General features: G+C 61.8%; 13 protein-coding genes and 1 pseudogene. 5 read left to right on the top strand and 9 right to left on the bottom strand.

Translation table 11 applies throughout. The features are described from left to right. Window positions 1–238 precede the first annotated feature (238 nt). Entirely contained in the window at window positions 239–871 is a 633-nt protein-coding gene (locus tag SD72_RS02830; RefSeq protein WP_042542881.1) for a hypothetical protein, read from the bottom strand. Window positions 872–1,066: 195 nt separating this feature from the next. On the opposite strand from SD72_RS02830, the gene SD72_RS02835 reads away from it, so the two are divergent. Together SD72_RS02835 and SD72_RS02840 are read left to right on the top strand one after the other, a co-directional pair. Next, the gene (locus tag SD72_RS02835; RefSeq protein ID WP_042542882.1) at window positions 1,067–1,717 is read left to right on the top strand and encodes a response regulator transcription factor; all 651 of its coding nucleotides are present in this window, start codon (window positions 1,067–1,069) and stop codon (window positions 1,715–1,717) included. 1 nt (window position 1,718) lies between these two features. Then, entirely contained in the window at window positions 1,719–2,978 is a 1,260-nt protein-coding gene (locus SD72_RS02840) for a sensor histidine kinase (RefSeq protein WP_052492415.1), read from the top strand. A 36-nt stretch (window positions 2,979–3,014) separates the two neighbouring features. Here the strand turns inward: SD72_RS02840 and SD72_RS02845 are convergent, their stop codons facing one another. Both SD72_RS02845 and SD72_RS02850 read right to left on the bottom strand, forming a co-directional pair. Next, window positions 3,015–3,311, bottom strand: coding sequence for a hypothetical protein (locus SD72_RS02845; RefSeq protein ID WP_042542883.1), 297 nt, complete (start codon window positions 3,309–3,311; stop codon window positions 3,015–3,017). Window positions 3,312–3,492: 181 nt separating this feature from the next. Continuing rightward, window positions 3,493–4,098: a ScbR family autoregulator-binding transcription factor gene (locus SD72_RS02850; protein WP_198141831.1), complete on the bottom strand. Its 606-nt coding sequence runs from the start codon at window positions 4,096–4,098 to the stop codon at window positions 3,493–3,495. A 902-nt stretch (window positions 4,099–5,000) separates the two neighbouring features. Here SD72_RS02850 and SD72_RS18645 point away from each other — a divergent pair. Then, window positions 5,001–5,600, top strand: a complete 600-nt coding sequence (locus SD72_RS18645) for an NAD-dependent epimerase/dehydratase family protein (protein WP_084766706.1) — start codon at window positions 5,001–5,003, stop codon at window positions 5,598–5,600. After that, window positions 5,582–5,815, top strand: coding sequence for a hypothetical protein (locus SD72_RS02860; RefSeq protein WP_042542886.1), 234 nt, complete (start codon window positions 5,582–5,584; stop codon window positions 5,813–5,815). Before SD72_RS18645 ends, SD72_RS02860 begins: the two co-directional genes overlap by 19 nt. Before the next feature lie 92 nt (window positions 5,816–5,907). Here SD72_RS02860 and SD72_RS02865 read toward each other — a convergent pair. From SD72_RS02865 to SD72_RS17640, 6 genes and pseudogenes are all read right to left on the bottom strand, one after another. Next, window positions 5,908–7,061 (bottom strand): annotated as a pseudogene (locus SD72_RS02865) (IS3 family transposase). Window positions 7,062–7,453: 392 nt separating this feature from the next. Then, entirely contained in the window at window positions 7,454–9,343 is a 1,890-nt protein-coding gene (locus SD72_RS02870) for a DUF459 domain-containing protein (RefSeq protein WP_052492416.1), read from the bottom strand. Between the two features lie 362 nt (window positions 9,344–9,705). Then, window positions 9,706–11,061 (bottom strand): glycosyltransferase family 2 protein, encoded by a 1,356-nt coding sequence (locus tag SD72_RS02875; protein ID WP_042542888.1) that lies wholly within the window; start codon window positions 11,059–11,061, stop codon window positions 9,706–9,708. 339 nt (window positions 11,062–11,400) lie between these two features. Further along, on the bottom strand, window positions 11,401–14,253 hold the full coding sequence (locus tag SD72_RS02880) for an Ig-like domain-containing protein (RefSeq protein ID WP_042542889.1): 2,853 nt from the start codon (window positions 14,251–14,253) through the stop codon (window positions 11,401–11,403). A gap of 313 nt (window positions 14,254–14,566) precedes the next feature. Further along, the gene (gene xrtR / locus SD72_RS02885; RefSeq protein ID WP_042542890.1) at window positions 14,567–15,217 is read right to left on the bottom strand and encodes an exosortase R; all 651 of its coding nucleotides are present in this window, start codon (window positions 15,215–15,217) and stop codon (window positions 14,567–14,569) included. Then, the gene (locus tag SD72_RS17640) at window positions 15,217–15,438 is read right to left on the bottom strand and encodes a hypothetical protein (protein WP_157000427.1); all 222 of its coding nucleotides are present in this window, start codon (window positions 15,436–15,438) and stop codon (window positions 15,217–15,219) included. The genes xrtR and SD72_RS17640 overlap by 1 nt, the downstream gene beginning before the upstream one ends. Before the next feature lie 236 nt (window positions 15,439–15,674). Between SD72_RS17640 and SD72_RS18150 the strand changes: the two genes are divergently transcribed. Next, window positions 15,675–18,266 carry a helix-turn-helix transcriptional regulator gene (locus SD72_RS18150; RefSeq protein WP_232299620.1) on the top strand — a complete coding sequence of 864 codons (2,592 nt, stop codon included), beginning with the start codon at window positions 15,675–15,677 and terminating at the stop codon, window positions 18,264–18,266. Window positions 18,267–18,275: the final 9 nt, after the last annotated feature.

Raw genomic sequence — 18,275 nt, forward strand, 5'->3', positions numbered from 1 at the left:
ACAGCCGTTGTAGTCACTGGGCGCTTACTGAGCGTGGCTACGCCAAGCTCTACGTTGCGGCGGTCATCAAAATCCTGCTTGGAGACGTGCAGATCCTCTGCACGTGCCGCAGGGCTTAGGGATACAGGTGTGTTGTCCGGCGCGAGTATGAGACCGATAGAGACGCCTACCGCTGCCACAAGCATCAGGGCGAGCAAGAGTGCGCCAACACTTACTCGGCGGATGCCCTCCCCCTTTCTCATCGCGCTGCGGGGTTCGACTGGCATGCCGCCGACGCCGGGCTGAAGAACGGGTCGTCGGCGGGAAGTGTATTCGCAGTCTGCGCGATGGCCAGGAACTCCTCTTTAGTGAAGCCCGCCGGATAGACTTCCTTTCTCACCAGGCATTGCGCAATGAGCTCCACGAAGTCAGCATTGTCTGGGTTCGTAGCCATCTGGTCATAGAGCGAACCCACAAGATAAGTGGTTCCGATTGAGCACTCTTCAAAGGCTGCTTCAAAACCATCTCCTTCGGTAGATCCTTCCGTCAGATAGCGAACAACTCCAGTTTGCGGATCGGGTTCGGCGATCGAAGGGAATCCGCGACCGCGTAGGCACTGAAGCATTCCATTAACCGCCTCCTGGTAGTCAGCCTCCGATACCCGCCCCGTCTCTAAAGCTCGCCCCAATGCGTCTCGCTCAAAATCGTTGGTGGCTTGCCTCAGGTAGTCCTCGATGACGGCCTTGAACGAGCTGTCGACGGGTGTTTGACGTGACAGCGCATCGCTCGGCGGGGAACTTCCTTCCGGCGCTGTTTCCTGTTGCGTGCAGCCAGTCAGCAAGAGGCCAAGCGCCAGGGCAACCCCGACGACAGCCTTCCTTCTGTTGCGCATCTCATGCTCCTCTCGTGGATTGGTCGCAGCCCACTTCGCGGGCCTTCAAGGCAACCTTGAAGGAGATGCGGTTCGGGCCCGGTCAGGGCTCCGCTGACCGCACCCTGACCGGGCTGAGTTCACCGTGTTTTATGAGGAGACAAGTTCACTGACCGTGCGTATAATCAAAGGTGTACCAACCGAAGGGCGGGCCGCATGCGGATACTGGTCGTAGAAGACGAGGTAGATCTCGCAGCAAGTATCGAGGCCGGCCTCCGGAGTGAAGGCCACCAGGTCCAGACCGTGTTCGACGGCGCTTCAGCACTCCAAGAATTAGAGTCTTCGCGGTTTGATGTCGCGATCCTCGACCGCGACCTGCCAATCGTCCACGGCGACGTGGTTGCCAAGTCGATCGCTTCCACGGGGAGCCCAGTGCGTGTCCTCATGCTGACCGCGGCCAGCGACCTCAGGTCCCGTGTCGGCGGATTGCGCATCGGCGCGGATGACTACTTGGCAAAGCCGTTCGAATACGAGGAACTCCTCGCCCGCCTGGAGGCAATTGGCCGCCGGCTACTCTCAATGCAGCCCCAGTTATGCAGAGGCGATCTGACGCTCGTTACAGCGACTCGGCGCCTGCGCATCGGCACACAAGAGGTGCGGACCACCCCTCTTGAGTATCGAATACTACACGCGCTTCTTTCGGCTGACGGCGGGGTAGTCGGGTTCGGTGAGCTTCTTGAACTCGCTTGGGACGACGGGCTCGAGCGCTCACGCGGAGTGGTCAAAACCGCGATACACAGCTTGCGGCAGAAGATCGGCCCGGAGCGGATCGTCACAGAGTCAGGCCACGGATACAGGATCCCCTGAGATGAAACGCACGCACACTCGACGGTTCAGCTTCCGCACTCGGCTGACTCTCTCCATTGCACTGGCCTTCGCCGCAGCAGGGATAGTGTTGCTTGCTTCTCAGTACGTTGCGATTACCTGGTTGCTCAACCAGAGCATCACCGCGGTGCAATCCGAGGTAGAGGTTAACCTAAGCGAGTCAGACGACGGCCTGGTGGTCATAGACGGAGAGCCCTCTTCTAATGGCGTGACGACGGCACAGCAGACAGAACTGGCCCAGCAGGCAGACGAAATCGCGGACGAGGTCGTGCGGGGGCTCATGCTTGTTTCGGCCGGTATTCTCCTGGCTTTCATCGCGACCTCGGCGATAGTCGCTTCATGGCTTTCGCGTCGCGCAACGCGCAGAATCGCCGAAGTCGCGAGCGCAACTCAGGACATCAGCGAGCGGGACCTCCATCTAAGACTCGACTTACCGGGTCCTCGCGACGAGGTAACTGACCTGGGTGACACCATCGATTCCATGCTGGGTCGACTGGAGTCGGCGTTCGCGAGCCAGGACCGGTTCATTGCGAACGCTTCGCACGAGCTCCGCACTCCCCTGGCTACGACAAGAACCGCTCTGCAAGTCCCCCTTCGCCAGGGCCGGGTTTCGAGTGATCTCCTACCGGACATTGAAAGAGCGTTGAGCGCGAACCAGCGAAGCGAGCAACTAATCCAAGCTCTTCTTACCCTCGCGAGAGGTAGATTCACAAGAGACATCCCAGCCGAAACAGTTTGCCTCGAGGAGGTTGTAAGCAAGGAGCTGGATAACGCTTGCGGTATAGCACCACAAGCCGAGATTCAAATAGAACGCAACATCTGCGCCGTATCGGTGCCCGGCCATCGACAATTGCTCGAACAGGCGGTTAAGAATCTCATCGAGAATGCAATTCTTCACAACGTGAACCGAGGCCAGGTAGCGGTACAGCTACACCAGGTTGGTTCAGAGGCTCGACTCCAGATCGTAAATACGGGCGTCGCCATTGACCCCGAGAAGGTGGCTCAACTCCTTGAGCCCTTCCAGCGTGGCTCGCACACTCGGACTCGTAACGCTACGACTCACCATCAGGGCCTTGGGCTCGGTCTCGCTATCGTTGCCGCAATAGCCGAGGCACACGAGGGGAGTCTCACAGTCACCGCGCTTCGCAGTGGAGGACTCGAAGTTACACTCAACCTACCAGCCCGTGTTAAGAGCCACCCGGAACAGAGAGGCCCATGCCCCGCGTCACAGCGAAGGACATGAGCCTCTAGTGATGGTGATCGTCAACACTCGCGGCGATCACCGAACTGCTGCGGTGGCGCTCACTGGGCTACCCGACGAGAAGCTGACGGTCGCAATGGTTGGTCGCCATCCCTGGGTGGAGCGGTAGTTCGTGCCGTTCACTTTACGAACCACAGAGGCGTATGCCTGATTGTTCACGCCGCCCGGATTGTACGCCTGTGCGTATCCGGCCGAGTTATTTACAGCGACGTACCAGCCCGCGCCGAGAGCAGCGTTCGCCGGCGACACTGCGCCAAGCGTGAGCGCACCTGCCGCAAGCGCGGCTCCGATACCAGCGCCGAATGTCTTCTTCATGATGGACCTCCTTATTCTTCCAGCCAATCCAGGCTGTCGCGGCGACCATTCACCCTGGTGGCGAATGTCATAATCACCGCCACCACCACCCATACGTCCGGTCAGCGAAAATGGGAAGACCAACATTGCGGCATCGTGTTTCGCCAGGCCCCTTTGATTGAGGGCATGAGGAGACTGGTGGCTATTGCGAGTCGCGCGGAAGAATGCCAGGCATGAGCAGGTCCCAAATGGTATCGATTCGAGCGTCCAGATCCGTACGATCCGAGAGCTGATGGGAGACTTCCTGCGTACCGAAGAACGTGGCCACCAAGTGCCAAGCTGTTGCCTCAAGGTCAAGCCCTTCTCGCAACTCCCCCGCACCGTACGCCTGATCCAGATATGCCTTCACCGTGGACATCCACCCCACAAATGGCGTGGGAAGCTCGGTTTCTATGAGAGCAGACTCCCGCATGAGCCGCACTGCTGCGCGAACAGATACGTCGTCACGGTAGGCGCGGGCCACTCGGCGGGATGCCCATTTGAGCGCCGCGATACCTGCGAGGTTCCGTTCAGCGACACCCTCGACGACGGGGCTCCACATTTCAAAGTAGGAGTCGACGATCTCCGCCGCCAACTGCGCCTTCGAAGGAAAGTGAAAGTAGACAGAGCCCTTCGTGAGCCCTAGCGCCTTGGCGACGTCACCAATCGTTGAACCAACGTACCCCTTTGCGTCGAAACCTTCCGCCGCGACGCGCAAGATAGCAGCGCGAGTCGCCTTCTTTTGATCTTGACGCGAAATTGTTGCCACGGCGCCCTCCCCTTTCATCAACCGGTCGTATAGTATGCAAGCATCCTACTAGACCTGCTACTCACGACGGAGAGTGAGCATGTACAGAGCGATCGCCAGTTTCGACCAAAGCATTGACCGCCGCCTAGTGCACCGTTCTTCGGTGGCCGGAGTGTTCCTCACCAGCGTACGGGCACATTTGGAAGACTCTTGGGTATTCGGGGTACAAATCCCGCCCCCACAGGCATCTGCCTCACCCCATCCTCGATCAGTCTCACTGTCACATGGCGCCGAGATACTTTGACAATGCGGCCTAGCGTTGGCTCATACTGGATTCAAAGTACCGCTGGACCACGCTTTCACGATTCAGGAGCTGACATTCAAGTGTGACGGCGCTGCCTTGTTTCCCGATTTCGGCCCATACGAGGCGACAGGAAGAATGACTGTCTTGGATAGCATCGAGCGCCGAGGGAACGTCTCCGGTCTCCGCCTCTCGCTTTCGCTCCACGATGGCCGCGGCCTTATAGCGACTGGCGGAGGTTTTCTCAGATGCATCCCACGCCCGAGCTATGAGGCTATCCGACGCCGCGCTTCCCCTGCACTCGTCATCCGACACGATCGCAATCCCATCCGCCGCATGCGATCCACTCCCTCTGGCGCAGAAGGTCTGCTCGGCTGGAACCACGCTGATCCATTCACGGTCGATCACAAGACCGACCATCTACCGGGGATGTAGATAATGGCCGGCATGATCTGTGCGGCCGAGTCGACAACGGGTCACGCTGCACAAGGGCTACAGATTCGCTTTGTGAAATTCACAGAGTTCTCACCCACTCCGCGATTCCGGGCAACGCTACCGCAGGACCGAGAATTCGCCTTTTCCGTAAGTCAAGCTGGAATCACGACCACCGAAGGAACAGTCTATGTCGGTTAGGCCTTCGGCAGTGGTTGTGGGCGGCACAGGGTTCATTGGCTCGCAAGTCTCGGCCGCGTTCGTCGAACTTGGTTATGGCGTACGAAGAGTATCTCGGCACGAGAAGGCACCGAACTCGGTTATTGCCGACATCTCGAAGGACTATCAAATTCTTGTGTCGGCGCTCCGCGGAGCAAATGCAGTCGTACACGCCGCCTCATACGTCGGCACGGACATCGCGAAGAGCCGCGAAGTAAATGTGCTTGGGACGATAAATCTCATCCGAGCATGTCAGGAAACCGGTATCAAGAATTTGGTGTATGTGGGTACCACGGCGGTATACGGGCCAGGGCCACATCGGTACGCTTCCCCAAGCACGAATCCCAACCCAAGGTCTGCCGCAAGCCGCGATCGGTGGCTTCTGGGTCGACTCGGCTTGTTTCTTCTCCACACGAAGGGGATCCCACCTTCAGCGCGCACCTCCTTCACGTCGATCATCGAAGTCACCGAACTCGGTCGCCTGATAGCAGGCCTTGCCGCACAAAGCAGAGACTCGAGAGTGAAAACGCTGTCTGGCATGGTGTGCGTCCGGTGCCCATATCCACTGTGACGCTCTGCTCGCTGGCGCTCGACGCGATCGGCGCGACAGCACGGCCGGTCACCGAGAAGACTGCCATCTGGGAGGAAGGGGCAGCTGCGGGCACGACAACACACCAGCTTGACTACGTGTTCGGTAACCGGACTTATGACCCGCTCGATATTTGGGAGCGAAGCACTGCGCACTCACAGTCGCGCGTAGCACTAAGTGACGCACAGCGGACATAGTATCGGGGCGGCCTCAATACGTCGAACTGATGCACAGATTGCTGACAGTCCGACATGACCTACAGCTTGGTTTCCAGTCCCGGTCGCTAGCTTCAGGCGGAATTCAACTGTCTTGAGAGGGCGAAATCGAAGTCCGCGGGCGTTTGGTAGCCCAACGATGAATGCCTTCGTTTGCGATTGCAGAAGACCTCAATGTACTCGAATATCGCGTTCGCGAGCTCGATCCGTGTTCTCCATTTCTTCCGGTTGAGCAGCTCTATTTGCATCAATGACCAGAACGATTCCATCATCGCGTTATCGAGCGCATCACCGACCGTACCGAACGAAGGCAGAAGGCCTGCAGAGCGGATCTTCTGGATGAATGCCAACGAGGTGAACTGGACTCCATGATCGGCGTGGACGATACCCCCTGGAGCCGGTTTTCGTACTCGGAGCGCCATGTCGAGCGCATTTACCACGAGCGTTGAATCCCGCTTAGAATCGATCGGCCAACCTACGATCTTCCGGCTACGCGCGTCAAGTACTGCCGCACAGAAAACCTTTCCTTCCCCCGTGGGCTGCTCAGTGATGTCCGTCACCTAGAGCTCGTTTGGTGTAAGTCGGTGGAATTCTCGGTGCACGAGATCATGAGCGGTAGCCACGCCTTTCAGTCGTTTCATTCGCGTAGGACCGGGGAGCCCGTACATCGCACCCTTCCTCATCAGCACCGAGATCAGCCGACTCGAACACGGGATCTCCATGCCGATGGTGAGTTCGTCATGGATGCGACGGTATCCGTACGTTCCGCGGGAGGCCGTGTGGATTTCACGGATCAGACCACTGAGCCTCAGCCTGCCTGGTTTCGTAGCGCTCGTGGGACGTTCCGATATCGGAAGTAGCCCCTGCTGGGAGACTCCCAGGAGCCGACGCAGGTCTCTACAGGTGCCCCGGTGTCGACGAGACGGTCGATCACCCGGTGCACCCTTGGGGGCGAAGTGTTCCGCCTTCGCCAACCATCTCGAGGCGAGTTTCACGATGTTGACCTCTTGTTCGAGCTGCCTGATCCAGCCTCGTGCTGCCCGCAGCTCCGCGTCCTCGCTGGAGGAATTACCGGGCCTGCGACCATTATCGACGTCTACCAGACGTCGCCAGTAATGCAGCGTGACCTCGTAGATGCCGAGATCGGCGGCGATTGTTTGGCCTATCGGCCTTCGCGGGCGAATTCGATCGCGCGTGCCCGGAATTCTGGCGGGCAAGGGCGTGGCATGTTGGTGAGCTTTTCATGAAGGCTTCCGACTAGCTACCCCGGGTGGAAACCAAATTGAAGGTCAGGTCAGAACGTCACCCAATCGTGCGTCAGCCCCTTCCAGAAGCGCTGTTGCGTAGCGGTCAAGCTCGGTGTTGGGTTCGAAGTAGTGGCCTTCGGTGATCGCAGTGGAGCGTGTCCCCGGTAGTCGGAAGCAGCTTGCACACTCGCCTCGCGCGCGATCACAGTTGCCCCGGTCCTGTTATGGAAGAGTGTCGCGTCCACAGAAGGGACGGCTGGGCTACTAGCCATGTCTGGATAGCCGCAGCGGCGAACGGGGCAATGAGGATGCGGCGCACGGCGCTCCCTCGCCCAACGGGGTCAGTGCGTTCCGCGCGGGGCCCTCCGCGCTCTCAGTCGTCGCTGCCGTCGCCAGCCGGTGCCCGTAGCAGTTCTTGGCTCAGCCAGGGGGCAATCTCCCGCTTTCCAGCGGGAGAGAAATGGACCCGGTCGTCCAGGTAACGGTCCTCGCCTTCCTCTGTTTGGGTACCGCATTCCTTGTCATTGCAGAGGTGCCCCTGGATATCCAGGAGCTCAATTCCGGGGTGCTCCCCCAGCACCGCCGTCACGATCTGGTTGAAGGCCACCGCCTGCTCCGGAGACAGTATGCCGTTATGCAGTCGAGCGTTGGCCAGCATTACCCTCGTTCCAGGCACCGCGGTCACCTCGATAGCTTCCTCCAGCGCGCTCCGGTATCGGTCTGCAAATACCGGGTCGGTGAGATCCGTCCAAGCCCCGTCAATCTCCTGTTCAACGGCATCCCATGCGGTGTGCACCACGATTACGCTGGGCCGGGTCGACCGGATTTCCTCCCGCCATCGCTCCTGCCAAGGTAGGCAACCTTGGGGAGAGAGCTGCTCAATGCCCGCGCGCGTGCGCTGCGCGCCGCTGCCCGATATACCGCAGCCGGGGATGCCTCCGTCCGTCACCGTAAAGACCTCAGACGCGTTCCGAGACAGGGCTGATGCGAGGTCGTTCGCGAGCGAGTCCCCCAGGGTCAGCACCCGGGTCTCCCCGTGTCCCTCCGGGGTCCGCTGTACCAGCTCCGGAACTACCAGCACCCCGGCGGTCACAGCCACCATCAGTCCCGTGAACAGCGCCGTTCCTCGGCGCGCCCAGTGGCGGAGCCGAATCGGTTCTCCAACCAGGTGGTGGAGACCGCTCGCTAATCCCAGCGAGAGTGGTATCCCCAGAATGGCAATATCCGCCGGTGAAACGGTGGGATCCACGGCCTGAATTGTCCAGTACACGGGCAGGTGCACCAGGAACAGGGTGTACGAAACTTTACCCGTCTCCACGAGCAGAGGCCACGCAAACAGGCGACTGACCAGATTGCGTCGGCTCGTGAGCGTGAGCACCAGGATACCGCCCAGCAGCGCCACCGCGGTGAAGCCGAAGCGATACAACCAGGGTTCCTCGTAGGACGTCGCCCGCACAGACAGGATGACAATGCTGGCCAACACCGTCAGGGAGAGCGTACTCATGAGCACCCACGTGATGCCGCGACCCCAGACCGCCGCAGTGCCGGTTCGGGAGCGCTGACCGGATTTGCCAGTGTGCTGCAGGAACAGATAGCTGATCGCCGCCACAGCCGCACCGACGAGAAGTCCGACCGTGTGGGTGTCGGTGCCGAGGTACATCCGGTCCGCGTTTGTACCGTCAAAGCGGAGCGCTGGTTGCGCGGCGGCAACGATCGCTCCCGTTCCCGCAACGAGCAGCACGAGCAGAGCGCTAATGGGTGAGTGCTGCCATCGGAGCCCGCCACTCCCCCGTCGCGACAGCGTGCGTCCGAGCAGCAGGACGCCGAGCAGCAGGACGGGCCAGACCAGATAGAACTGCTCGGTAATCGCGAGCGACCACATGTGCCCCAGCGGGTTGAGCGCACCGAACCCATCCCAGTACTGCTGTCCCGCGGCAATCTGTTCCCAGTTCGTCAGGTAGACGAGAGAGGCGAGTGCCTGCTCCCCAAACCGAGCAAGTTCCGCCCTGCTCCCCCAGGTATACACCGCGATGAGGGTGCCCCCGAGGGTCAGCGCGAGCAATGGGAGAAGCCGCTTCGCTCTTCTGGCGTAAAAACGGCCGAGATGGACAATCCCATCGCGGTGGTACTCGCGCAGCATTGTCAGCGTGATCAGAAACCCAGAGAGGAGGAAGAACAGGTCCACGCCGAACAACCCGTTGCTGTACAGGCCGGTGTGAAACAGCAACACGCTCAGAATGGCCACCGCGCGCATCCCGTCCACCGCGGGATAGTAGGAGGGTGGGAGGAGCAGGGGCTCATGGTCCGGTTGAGTTCGGTGCGCCCCATGCATCTGTCCCGAGCGGCGGCGACTTGGGGGTCGCTCCGCCCGAGTCGCCACCCCAGGAGCGCCGCCAGTCTCGTCTGAGTCACCCGAGTTGTCTGAGCTGCCAGGGCTGCTCGAACGCTTCGGGCGCTCCGGCGGGATCGGACGGGATCCGTGCGCTCCCCCCGCGACAGTTACGGGGCTCTCCTCGGTGATCGGTCCCGGGTTGAGCGCTGACAGAGGCTCCCCGAACAGTGCCTCGAGCTCACTCAGCCCGGTCTCCCAACGCCCGTCGCGCTGGGCATTCGTCGCCCGTGCGGTCACTGGGCATCCCCGCCTACGGCGCCATCGACGGCAGCATCCGACGCGCTCGGAAGGAGGCCCTCGTCCACGCGCTGCGTTTTCTCCCAGCCGTGCTGGCCCTTCAGTATCCGCGCGAGCGCGCTCCACACCGCGGCGAAGGCAAGATAATTGATCAACGGAAAACAGTGCGCGTGCAGCAGAGAGACCCAGAACTCTCGCTGCTCGTCCCGCTGGTAGTACACCCACGCGCTCACAAAAACGGGGCCGAGCGTCATCACGTACCAGATCACAACGCCAATCAGCAGGGTCAGCGAGCTCGTGACAAATGCAAAGAATGCTCCCCCGTCGACGATCATCCCGACAATTGCCCAGTGAAACAGGATCGACCACGGCAGGATCGTGACCCAAGGGGTCAAGATGTAAGCGGACAACTCCAGCGCGCGCTTATGCGTCAGTCGTTGGTCGTTCCAGATCTCCGGAAGTCGCGAGGCCATTGCCATGTGTCCCTGGAACCAACGTCGCCGTTGGCGGAACAACGCGGAAATTGTCTCCACGCCTTGTTGCTCTACCGCGGCGTGCGGTGTACTCGACAGCTCCCAACCGACGAGGGCTAGGGTCACGGCCAGGTCAAGGTCCTCAGTCAGTGATTTCGACCATGGCTTCTCTCCGGCGTCGTTCAGCGCAGACAACCGGCTGAACTGACCGTTTCCTCCAAGCGAAACGGTTCCGGTTTGCACGCGTCCGAGCTGGGTGACCGCGGTGGTTGACCAGAAATGAAAGTCTTGGTATCGGGTGAGGAAGGAGTCCCGGTTCCGAATCCGGACGGCGAGTTGGATCGCGCCTACGCTCTCCTCATCGAAAAGGGGCAGAATGTGAGACATCGCGCCATCGGAGAGACGCCCATCAGCATCCATCACCGCGACCAGCACCCGGTCCACGTCCTGCCCTCGTGCGGCGACCAGCTTCCGAACCATCCGCACCGCGTCGTTGAGCGCTTCGCCCTTCCCGATCCTGGCGTTAGGGAATGTTCGTGCGAGGACCAGCAGGCTGCTGCCGCCGTACTCACGGGCCACCTCCGCAGTCCGGTCGTCGGAGGCGTCGTCGATCACGATCGTGGTGGCATTTGAGGAGCCAGCGAGCGCCCGCGCCGTTGCCCCGATAACCCGCTCCTCGTTCAGGCACGGAATTAGGAAATAGGTGTGAAAGGTCCCCGGTTCGTCCCGGAAAGGTTCTTCGTAGCGCGCTTCACGCATCGTAGAAAGCGTCGCCCCTGAACGTTTAATAGTCCGCAACCCGGCAAAAAACAACACCCAGAGATACGCAAATGAGACGCAGATCACGACGGTTGCCGTGGTAGCAAGAAAAACAATCATGGGAGGGGTTCCTTGGTGTATTGGGCGAGGAGAGCGAGGCAGCGACGCGGGGTCGGCTATATCGGCCCGGTATTCAAGCTAAGTCTCAGCGGGGCGCTGTACGCGGCGCTCGCGCAGGGATGCGCCCCGGTGCGCTGAGCGTGCGTGCCCTTGCCTGGCGTCGTACGTACCCCGGCCCCGCCGCGTGCGTGGCACCAGACTGCCCCTCCTTTGGAGAAGCACGCGACACTGGGAAGCACGGAGCACCGCAGCCGCGGGCCGGTCGCGGTGAGGCGATCGACCCGCGGCTGCGGTGCGAGGTGAGAATTGGGAGATCAGGGCGTGAAAATCCCCAACCGACTAGCCCTCGGACTTCCGATTCCGACGCAGCCCCAGAGCCGCCCCTGCCGCGAGCAGCAGACCGTACCCACCGGCGATCGCGGGATCCAGAACGGGAGTATCCTCGCCGTTGCCCTCCGCGACGGCGAGGAATTCCCCGCCAGAGATGCTGGTGGTGACCCCCTCGACGGTGTTATCGACGGTGAGGTGCAGCGGGCCCTCGGGAAGCTTCGGAACGGTGCCGGACCAATTGCCGGCCTCATCGGCCTCGCCCTCATAGAGGACGTTGCCATTTCCGTCCTTGAGCACCACCGTAGAACCTGGTGTGGCGGTGCCGGTGAACTCCTGGTTTTCCGTCGAGATTTCGCTACCTGCCGAAGGAGTCAGCAGGGCGAACTCGTACGCCGGGTCGGCGACCTCGTAGCCAAAGTCTTCCCCGCGCTCCCCTCCGTAGCTCGGGTAGTAGGACCCCGATTCTGTCGGCGCGGTGAGTGACCAGGAACCGTCCGGTTCCACCGTGGACTCACTAACCTTGGACCCGTCAGCGGCATGCAGTGAGACGACCTCCCCGGGAGTTCCGGTTCCGGTGATCGCTTCGTCACCCTTCGCCGGCGTGTTCAGAGAGTTCGGGTAGTCCTTCGCCACGGTGAACGAACCCAGACTCACCGTGTGCGTCTCACCCCGCAGCGTCATCTGCGCGGTGAGGCTCAGAGCGCCCACCGGAAGATCATCGGCTGTCACCGACCAAGTGCCACTGGCTGGGATCTTTCCGCTGGCAAGGATCACATTCCGGCCGTCCCGCAGCGTGTATTCCGCCCCGGGAGTGCCCGTTCCGGTGAACGTCTGGTTCAACTCGGAGAGGGTACTGCCGGCCTTCGGCGTCAACAGCTCGAATGTCAGAACTGGGTCGGCCTCAGTGTAGGTGAAGTTGTCCCCACGCGTCCCGTTATACGTCGGGTAGTACGTACCAGTCGAGGTCGGAGCCTTGAGCGACCATGAGCCGTCCGCAGCAACCTTCGCCTCACTGATATTGGTGCCAGAAGCACTCAGAATCGCCACGGTCTCCCCCGGAATCCCGGTGCCCGTGATCGTCGTCGCACCCTTAGCAGGAGTATTCAGCGAGTTCTTGTGATCCTTCAACACCGTGAAGTTACCCACTTCGTAGGACTGGGTTGCCCCATTCAGCGTCATCAGCACAGTGAGCTTCAGACCCCCCACAGGCAGCGGGCCAGCAGTCGCAGACCAGTTCCCGTTCGCGGAGACCGTGCCCCGGGCCAAGACGACGTTGCGGCTGTCACGCAGACTGTAGACCGCACCGGGGGTACCCCGTCCGGTGAACGTCTGATCCGTCTCGGAGATATCACTGCCCACCTTCGGCGTCAGATACTCGAATGTCAGAACTGGGTCGGTCTCAGTGTAGGTGAAGTTGTCCCCACGCGTCCCGTTATACGTCGGGTAGTACGTACCAGTCGAGGTCGGAGCCTTGAGCGACCATGAGCCGTCCGCAGCAACCTTCGCCTCACTGATCTTGGTGCCAGAAGCACTCAGAATCGCCACGGTCTCGCCCGGAATCCCGGTGCCCGTGATCGTCGTCGCACCCTTAGCAGGAGTATTCAGCGAGTTCTTGTACGCCGCCCGCACTGTGAAGGTCCCGCCATCGATCGACGAGGTCTTCCCATCAATCGTGTTCAACATCGTCAGCTTCAGCGATCCCTCCGGTAGCGAAGCAACCTTCGCGTACCAGTTCCCGTTCGACGCAACCGTGCCGCGGTGAAGCACCGTGCCCGATGCGTTCGTCAGCTCATAAGTTGAGCCGGGCTCACCCGTGCCCGCGAACACCTGATCCTTCGCGTTCAGAGTGCTCCCCTTCGACGGGGTCTCCAATACAAACGCCGCATCCGCAGCCGTATAGGTGAAGTTGTCACCACGCGTCCCGTTATACGTCGGGTAGTACGTCCCAGTCGAGGTCGGAGCCTTGAGCGACCATGAGCCGTCCGCAGCAACCTTCGCCTCACTGACCTTGGTGCCAGAAGCACTCAGAATCGCCACGGTCTCCCCCGGAATCCCGGTGCCCGTGATCGTCGTCGCACCCTTGGCAGGAGTATTCAGCGAGTTCTTATGATCCTTCAACACCGTGAACTGACCACCGTCAACCGTCTTCACGGCGCCATCGATCGTGTTGACCACCGTGAGCTTCAGCGTGCCCTCGGCCAACCCAGTCAGCGTCGCCGACCATGACCCGTTCGCCGCAACCGTCCCGCTATGCAACTGCGTTCCCGCGGCATTCTTCAGGACATAGGTCGACCCGGGCGTTCCCGTTCCGGAGAACGCCTGGCTCTTCGGGGACAGATCACTGCCAACTGCCGGAGACGCCACCACAAACGCCACGTCCGCAGCCGTATAGGTGAAGTTGTCACCACGCGTCCCGTTATACGTCGGGTAGTACGTCCCAGTCGAGGTCGGAGCCTTGAGCGACCAGTCACCGTCCACGGTCGCCCTGACCTCGCTGATTTTGGTGCCGTCCTGGGCATAGACGATCACGGTTGCATACGGGTTCGCCGTTCCCGTGATCGTTGTCGCCCCCTTGGCGGGGGTGTTCAGCGAATTCTTGTAGACCTTGACCACATTGAACCACGCGGGGGTCAGCGTGTAGCTCTTATTGTTGACATAGTTGACCACGTTTATGCGGATAATACCCAGGGCCATTTTCGGGACTTTTGCCGACCATGTGCCATCGGGCCCCACCGTGCCCTCGTAGAGCACGAGTTCTTCGATGGTCTTGAGAACGAGCTTGGCACCCGGATATCCGGTGCCGGTAAAGACCTGGTTCTCCGAGGCCACATTGGTATTGATAGCCGGGCTCGTGAACGACATTTTGACAACGGGGTCCTCGAAGGGAGTGCCCCCGCGTCCGGCTCCCGCCGAGTTTCGGGGTAGCCGAAATCTCGGAGCTCTGCTCCTGCTTCGAGTGCAGCGGCCCCGCTTCCTCCGCGAGAAATGCCGCGTAAACCGCGCCACCTCCCACCGCGGTAAGCGCACCGATCGTGACAACCACGGTCAGGCCCTTCCAAACTTTCTGCATGTGCATGCCTTTCTAATCTGGGCCCGACTGTGCGGCCTAGCCCGGTTCTGTGGTCCTGATGAATCAGGCTGGAACAATTAATGTGAGGGCGCGTCTCACTGAGGCCTATCCGGCTGAGCGCTGGCGCATAACGATGCGGAAGAACAGCAGCAGCACGCCGGTCAGCCCCAGCAGCATGAAGGCGGTCCCAAACGGACCGTGAACCCAGCCGAATGCAGCGTGTCCGCCGTTGCCCCAGGCGTGGCAAATCGCAAGCAGACGGAGCTGATTCAAGAGGATCATCGCCGACATCCCGATCACGGTGGCTCCGAGCACTCGAAGCAGGTTGGTACGCGGGCTGAGCGAGAGCGCGGCGGCGAGAAACGCCACCGGCCCCAGGTACAGCGCGATCGCGCACTGGATGGTCACTCGGGCCACCAACCACTCCTCACCAAAGGTGAATCCGATCGCTGGACTCCCCGCACTGGTGACGAACATCGTGTCCTCCGCAAAGAAACGGTCGAGGATCAGCGTGGCCAGGCGGGCCTCCCAGACACGAATCGTGGACTCCCGCATTAGGACGAGCACGCCCATGGCAGCGAAAAGCAGCGCGCAGCTCAAGTGCAGCGCTCGACCAAGATACGGAAGCTTTCCACCCCGTGCAGTGCGGTGTTCCGCGGCCGACGTCTGCCTATCAGTGCCCGGCTGCGCCGCCTGGCTCTGTTCGACGATATCCTCGCCACCGAACAGAGTCTCCTGACGAACAGTGGGGGCCATCAGGAGAGGAACCTGGACCTGTCTCCCCGCACAGCGGGTGAAGCGGGGAACTGCGCAAAGAATCTCCGGCTCCGCGCCTCGCGGAACAGCAGCAGTCCACCCAGGGCCACGCACATCACTGTGAGGGTGATGCCGATGGTGAGCCAGGTGGCCGTACCGCCTGTTGCGGCGAGCACGGCACCTCCGACGACACCAAGTCCGAGCGGGGGTAGTTGATACATCTGTGCTGGTCCAATCCTGGGGAAGCGTTGTGGGGATATCCCCAACGTAGGCAGTGGATTCGCCGCGTCCGCGGTCCTCCCCTGCTAGGAAGTGTCCCTTCCGAAGAAAGTCGGCGCTTTGCTTGCTGGGATACGTAGCGGGATTCGTCAGCTACGTACCACCAATCAGGGGAGATTTCCCGTTCCTGGCGGTTTCGCGCACTAGCATGAGAGCAGCACACAAGGGGGCCGCACCAATGAATACTCGAGCATCATCGATTCAGCGCTCGGTCGATGCGGTGCGCGCCGGGCTCCCGATCGACGTCGCCGGGGTGCGCTACAGCGGACGAACGTCGTATCTCGCCGAGGTCGGTGACCGGCTATCCGAGGACGGCTGGAGGGTCGTGTGGGTGCGGGGGAATGCGTCACTGTCTGGGACCCCCTTCGGCACGTTACAGGCCTCCGGATTCCTCGCTCAGAGTGGCCTTGGGCAGCTGCGCCCCTCCCTGCCAGATGCCGTGGACGCTCTGGCCGCCGCTGCGCCCTCATCGCAGAGCGTGCTGCTCATCGATGACTGGGACGACCTTGACGAAGCTTCCTGGGGAGCCATCCTCGCGCTTCGGCAACGCTCAGACTCGGGAATTGTGCTCTCCCGGGTCCTGGGGAGAGCGCCTCGACTGAGCTCGCAGGGTGGGTACCCGGCTAAACCCGGGAACGCACTCGTGGCGCGAATCCCCGCGCTGACGTTTCGGGAGATGCGGGCGGAGCTGGAGCGACGGCTGGGCGGCCCGATCGACCAGACGACACTCACCCAGCTGTTTGCGAAAGCCGGCGAGCTCATTGGGGTGGCCTGCCAGCTTGTTGAGGTGGCTCGCCTCACGGGTCGGCTCGTCAGGGTTGAGGGGCTCTGGGTCTCCGAGGGAGACCTGTGGAGCCCCGAGCTGATCGGGGTCGCCGAGCCGTGGCTCGAGTTTCTCAGCTCAGAGCAGAGGGATGCCCATGAAATGCTCGCGCTCGCTGGGATCTGCGAACTGGAGACCGTGCGCCGCTTTGCGGACTGGTCGACTTTGGAGTCCTTGGAGGCTGCGGAGCTGGTCCGGGTTTACTCCGCGGGCAGCAGAGTACTCGTCACTGCGCAACCACCGCTGCTGGTTGAGTACTACCGTCACCGCCCGAGTGCCATGCGAGCGATTCGGCTCACGGAGAGTTTGCGGAGCAAGCTGGGTGCGGAGCCGGAAACGCTCCCCCCGTTTTCCACGCTCGGCGATCCGCTCTTCGGGGACTTGGTTCCCGGCGGGGCTGGGCAGACCCGCCGGCAGGCGGCGGTCATCAGCCGTCTCGTGTATGAGCAGAACCGGACCCGTGCGCTGGTGGCTCGCGCGGGTTGGCAGCGTTCCCCGAGCGCAGCGAGCACAACCAGCTACGCACAGGCGCTCATCGTGAGCGGTGCAGATTCCTCGGAGATCGAGGCGGTCCTGGGCACTGACCTCCCCGGCGGGCAGGACCGTGTGGACACGGTGTGGTTAATCCGACTTCGCGCGGAGTGGCAAGCATTTGCCCGGCGTGATCTGGACGGGGCGCTTCGGCTGCTGGACGAGATCCCAGAGGCCTGGGCTCCCCTGCACCGGATGGCCGAAGTGTGGTCTGTATCGCTGCAGCACACCCTGTGCTCGGTTCCGGAGGACTTCTCGCGCGCGCTCGATGTGGACGGGGAGCTGCCGGATTCACTGCGGATCAGCCTGCTCCGTGTGCGGACCAACCTCTTCACGACCCTAGGTCGTTTCGATTCCGCCCGCGAGGCGATGGACGGCGCAGAGCGCTATTCCCAGGAGGAGCTGGGGTTCAGCATTGACTCGCTCCGTGGTGTGGTGCTTCTGGGTCTTGGCCACAGCGAGCAGGCGATGACCTGGTCCCGACGGGGCTACGAGGAGGCGCTGACCGCACTCGATATTCAGGCCATACGCGGGCATGCAGCGGCGCTCGTGTATGCCCTCGAGGCCGATGGGCGCTACGCGGAAGCCGAGGCAATTCTGGCGGTTGCGCTCCCTCTGAATAGCGCCCCCCGCACTCTGGAGGTCACGGCAACCGAGGTCGCGCTGCACGGCTGCGCAGGTCTGATCGCCGCGCGCCGCGGCCGCAGGGAGGAAGCTGTTCGTCACGCCGCGGTGGCCGAGAGCTTGGGATTGCCTGACATTCCGGTGCTCCACGACTGCGTACCTCTGCTACGAGCCCAGCTGCTGATCGGGGAAAACCGCATTCCTGAAGCCAGGGAGCTGCTCTGGCGGCGGGGGCAGGACCTGTTCGCGCGCGGCTACCGGTTCCCCGGGATCCTACTCCTACTGTCCGCACTCGAAATCACCCCGGATCCGAGGCAACTCCGCGAGGTGACCCGACTCGCTGAGATGCTCGACGGGGAATTTGTGCACGCATACCTCGCCGCCGTGACCCTGCAGCATGACGGGGAGCAGCGTTCCGGTGAGCTCGTCGAGGTCGCGGAGCGCTTGGTCCGCTCTGGGCGGACCGGACTCGCCCTATCGCTCCTCCAACGCAGCAGCTCGGACAGCGATCCCGCAGGCGCGGCGCTCAGGGAACGGCTCGCCACCGTGATCTTGTCACGGGCACCCGAGCGGGTCTACGAGACCGCCCGGGTGAATCCCAGACACACCACCCTGACCAGCAGGGAGGGCGAGGTCGCCCGCCTGATCGCCCAGGGGCTCGGCAACGCCGAGATCGCTGAGCTCCTGGTGCTGAGCGTCCGTACTGTGGAGACGCACGTCCATCGCATTATGCGCAAGCTGAATTGCGGGACACGGCAGCAGGTAAAAGCGCTGATTCTCGGCCTGGGCTAGTTCATCGGG

This window comes from Leucobacter komagatae (assembly GCF_000834055.1).
Classification (GTDB): domain Bacteria; phylum Actinomycetota; class Actinomycetes; order Actinomycetales; family Microbacteriaceae; genus Leucobacter; species Leucobacter komagatae_A.

What these genes read in the sequence shown, in the direction of transcription:
- SD72_RS02840 (WP_052492415.1), top strand. Translation starts at nt 1,719, where the DNA reads ATGAAACGCACGCACACTCGACGGTTCAGCTTCCGCACTCGGCTGACT.
- SD72_RS02835 (WP_042542882.1), top strand. Translation starts at nt 1,067, where the DNA reads ATGCGGATACTGGTCGTAGAAGACGAGGTAGATCTCGCAGCAAGTATC.
- SD72_RS18645 (WP_084766706.1), top strand. Translation starts at nt 5,001, where the DNA reads ATGTCGGTTAGGCCTTCGGCAGTGGTTGTGGGCGGCACAGGGTTCATT.
- SD72_RS02845 (WP_042542883.1), bottom strand. Translation starts at nt 3,311, where the DNA reads ATGAAGAAGACATTCGGCGCTGGTATCGGAGCCGCGCTTGCGGCAGGT.
- SD72_RS18150 (WP_232299620.1), top strand. Translation starts at nt 15,675, where the DNA reads ATGAATACTCGAGCATCATCGATTCAGCGCTCGGTCGATGCGGTGCGC.
- SD72_RS17640 (WP_157000427.1), bottom strand. Translation starts at nt 15,438, where the DNA reads ATGTATCAACTACCCCCGCTCGGACTTGGTGTCGTCGGAGGTGCCGTG.
- SD72_RS02830 (WP_042542881.1), bottom strand. Translation starts at nt 871, where the DNA reads ATGCGCAACAGAAGGAAGGCTGTCGTCGGGGTTGCCCTGGCGCTTGGC.
- SD72_RS02875 (WP_042542888.1), bottom strand. Translation starts at nt 11,061, where the DNA reads ATGATTGTTTTTCTTGCTACCACGGCAACCGTCGTGATCTGCGTCTCA.
- SD72_RS02880 (WP_042542889.1), bottom strand. Translation starts at nt 14,253, where the DNA reads ATGTCGTTCACGAGCCCGGCTATCAATACCAATGTGGCCTCGGAGAAC.
- xrtR (WP_042542890.1), bottom strand. Translation starts at nt 15,217, where the DNA reads ATGGCCCCCACTGTTCGTCAGGAGACTCTGTTCGGTGGCGAGGATATC.